The following is a 3,262-nucleotide window of genomic DNA, read 5'->3' as shown; positions in this document are numbered from 1 at the left end:
CTGGTTTCACGTGAAACCCCGGGCGCCTTGATCGCCTCGCCCGGCATGGCGGCGCAGCAGGCGCGTGCGCTTGCGCATGACGGACCGGTTTCCGCGCTCGACGGCGGCGCCATCCGGGTACGGGCGGACACGATCTGCCTGCACAGCGACACCCCCGGCGCATTAAAAATTGCCCAGGCCGTCCATGCCGCGCTCAATCGCGGATAATTCCGCTCCTACGCTTGTTGATGTCTGATCATGCCCCTCCTTACTTTTGACCGACTCGAACTGGCCTACGGCCACTGGCCTCTGCTCGATGGCGCTTCGCTGGTGATCGAGGCTGGCGAGCGTATCGGCCTGATCGGCCGCAACGGCACCGGCAAGTCGAGCCTGCTGAAAATCATCGCCGGCGAAAGCCTGGCGGATGCCGGCGAGGTGTGGCGTGCGCCGGGCCTGAAGCTGGCCTACGTGCCGCAGGAGCCGCAGTTCCAGCCCGGCCACAGCGTGTTCGAGGCGGTGGCGGAGGGCGTCGGCGCGGCACAGACGCTGCTGGCCGAATACCATGCCGTGGCGCATGCGATGGCGGAGGGCGACGAGACGGTATATGCCGACTTCGAACGCTTGTCGCACGAGCTGGAGGTGGCCGATGCCTGGCGGCTCAACAGCCGGGTGGAAGAAACCCTGCAGCGCCTGAGCCTGGATGCCGAGGCGGCGGTGGAGGCGCTGTCCGGCGGCCTGAAAAAACGCGTGGCGCTGGCGCGCGCGCTGGTCACCGAGCCCGAGCTGCTGCTGCTGGACGAGCCCACCAACCACCTGGATTTTTCCGCCATCGAGTGGCTGGAAAGCCTGCTCAACGACTATCGCGGCGCGCTGCTTTTCATCACCCACGACCGGCGTTTCCTGGACAACGTCGCTAACCGTATTGTCGAGCTCGATCGCGGCCAGTTGCGTGAATACCAAGGCAATTTCAGCGCCTATCAGGTCAAAAAGGCCGAGCAGCTTGAGGTGGAGGCGGTGCACAACCGCAAATTCGACAAGTTCTGGAAGCAGGAGGAAGCCTGGATCCGCAAGGGGGTCGAGGCGCGCCGCACCCGCAACGAAGGCCGGGTAAGACGGCTGGAGGCGCTGCGCCGTACCCGCGAGGCCCGCATCGCCCACGCCGGCCAGGTGGGTTTCCAGCTCGACAGCGGCGATCGTTCCGGCAAGGTGGTGGCCGAACTCGACCATGTCAGCTACGGCTACGACAGCCGCGCCCTCATCCGCGACTTTTCCGCCACCATCCTGCGCGGCGACAAGCTCGGCCTGCTCGGCCCCAATGGCGCCGGCAAGACCACGCTGATTCGCCTCATCCTCGGCGAACTGAAGCCGCAATCCGGCTGGGTCAAGCAGGGCACCAAGCTCGAGGTGGCCTACTTCGACCAGTTCCGCAACCAGCTGAACGACGAGGCGACGCTGATCGACACGATTGCGCCCGGCTCCGACTACGTAGAAATCGGCGGGCAGAAGAAGCACGTCATCAGCTATCTGGAAGATTTCCTGTTCCCCGCCGAACGGGCGCGCGCCAAGGTGTCGGCGCTGTCTGGCGGCGAGCGCAACCGGCTGCTGCTGGCGCGGCTGTTCGCGCGCCCGGCCAACCTCCTGGTGCTGGACGAGCCGACCAACGATCTCGACATCGATACCCTGGAGTTGCTGGAGCAGTTGCTGCAGGACTACAGCGGCACGGTGATCATCGTCTCGCACGACCGCGCCTTCCTCGACAACGTCGTCACCCAGTCCATCGTGTTCGAGGGCGAGGGCCGGCTGACCGAAATCGTCGGCGGCTATGCCGACTGGCAGGCGTGGAAACAACAGCAGCGCGTGTCCGAGCCCGTGCGGGCGGCAAGCCCCAAGGCCGCGGCTCAGCCTGAGCCAGCGAAGCCTGCGCCCAAGACCCGACTCAGCTACAAGGAGGCGCGCGAACTCGAGGCTCTTCCGGCGCAGCTTGAGGCGCTGGAAAGCGAGCAGGCGCAGATCGCCGAACAACTGGCCGACCCCGCGCTGTATCAGTCCCGCCCGCAGGAGGCGGCCGCGCTGCACGCCCGCAGCGAGGCCATCGAGGCTGAGCTGCTCGCTGCGCTGGCGCGCTGGGAGGCGCTGGAGGCCAAGGCGGCCGCGGCTTGATCAGCCATCTGCTGCGCGCGCGGGGTGTGCGTGGCCGTGTTTCACGTGAAACGGAAGCCGGCAACGGGTAGAATGGCGCCCATGAAATTCCCCGAGTTCTTCGATGTCGTCGTCGTCGGCGGCGGCCATGCCGGCACCGAGGCCGCGCTGGCGGCGGCACGCATGGGCGCAAAGACGCTGCTGCTGACGCACAACCTCGAAACCCTCGGCGCGATGTCGTGCAACCCGTCGATCGGCGGCATCGGCAAGGGGCATCTGGTCAAGGAGGTCGATGCGCTCGGCGGCGCGATGGCGCTGGCCACCGACGCGGCGGGGATCCAGTTCCGCACCCTCAATTCGTCCAAGGGACCGGCGGTGCGCGCCACCCGCGCGCAGGCCGACCGCGCGCTGTACAAGGCGGCGATCCGTCAGCGCCTGGAAAACCAGCCCAACCTCACGCTGTTCCAGCAGGCGGTCGACGACCTGGTGCTCGAAGGCGACCGCGTCGTCGGCGTGAGAACCCAGCTCGGCATCGTGTTCGGCGGCCGCGCGGTGGTGCTGACCGCCGGCACTTTCCTTGCCGGCCTGGTGCACGTCGGGCTGGAAAACTTCCAGGCCGGGCGCATGGGCGATCCGCCCGCGGTGTCGCTGGCCGCGCGGCTGCGCGAACTGAACCTGCCGGCCGGTCGGCTGAAGACCGGCACGCCGCCGCGCATCGACGGCCGCAGCATCGACTACAGCCAGACCCAGGCGCAGCCCGGCGACGATCCGGCGCCGGTGTTCTCCTTCATGGGCGACGCTTCGATGCATCCCGCGCAGCGGCCGTGCTGGATCACCCACACCACTGAAAAGACGCACGCCATCATCCGCGGCGGCCTCGACCGCTCGCCGATGTATACCGGCGTGATCGAGGGGGTGGGGCCACGCTACTGCCCGTCGATCGAGGACAAGATCACCCGCTTCGCCGACAAGGCTTCGCACCAGATCTTCCTCGAGCCCGAGGGGCTGACCACCCACGAAATCTACCCCAACGGCATCTCGACCTCGCTGCCGTTCGACGTCCAGCTCGCCATCGTGCGCTCGATTCCCGGGATGGAGCATGCGCATATCCTGCGCCCCGGCTACGCCATCGAGTACGACTACT

Annotated in this window: 3 protein-coding genes; all 3 read left to right on the top strand. The window is 67.3% G+C overall.

Annotated features, from left to right (window positions below):
• A partial coding sequence (locus BGO62_RS02100; protein ID WP_296638925.1) for a LamB/YcsF family protein occupies nt 1-207 on the top strand: 207 nt, incomplete at its 5' end.
• Nucleotides 208-237: 30 nt separating this feature from the next.
• Nucleotides 238-2,139, top strand: a complete 1,902-nt coding sequence (locus tag BGO62_RS02095; RefSeq protein ID WP_296638924.1) for an ATP-binding cassette domain-containing protein — start codon at nt 238-240, stop codon at nt 2,137-2,139.
• 81 nt (nt 2,140-2,220) lie between these two features.
• The coding region (gene mnmG / locus BGO62_RS02090; protein WP_296638923.1) for a tRNA uridine-5-carboxymethylaminomethyl(34) synthesis enzyme MnmG at nt 2,221-3,262 on the top strand (1,042 nt) is incomplete at its 3' end.

Source organism: Thiobacillus sp. 65-1402 (assembly GCF_001897685.1).
Lineage (GTDB): Bacteria > Pseudomonadota > Gammaproteobacteria > Burkholderiales > Thiobacillaceae > Thiobacillus.
Note: the sequence above shows the minus strand (reverse complement) of the source record. Positions and strands in the feature narration are given on the sequence as shown.

Coding starts and splice junctions, on each gene's coding strand:
- BGO62_RS02095 (WP_296638924.1), top strand. CDS start 238: ATGCCCCTCCTTACTTTTGACCGACTCGAACTGGCCTACGGCCACTGG.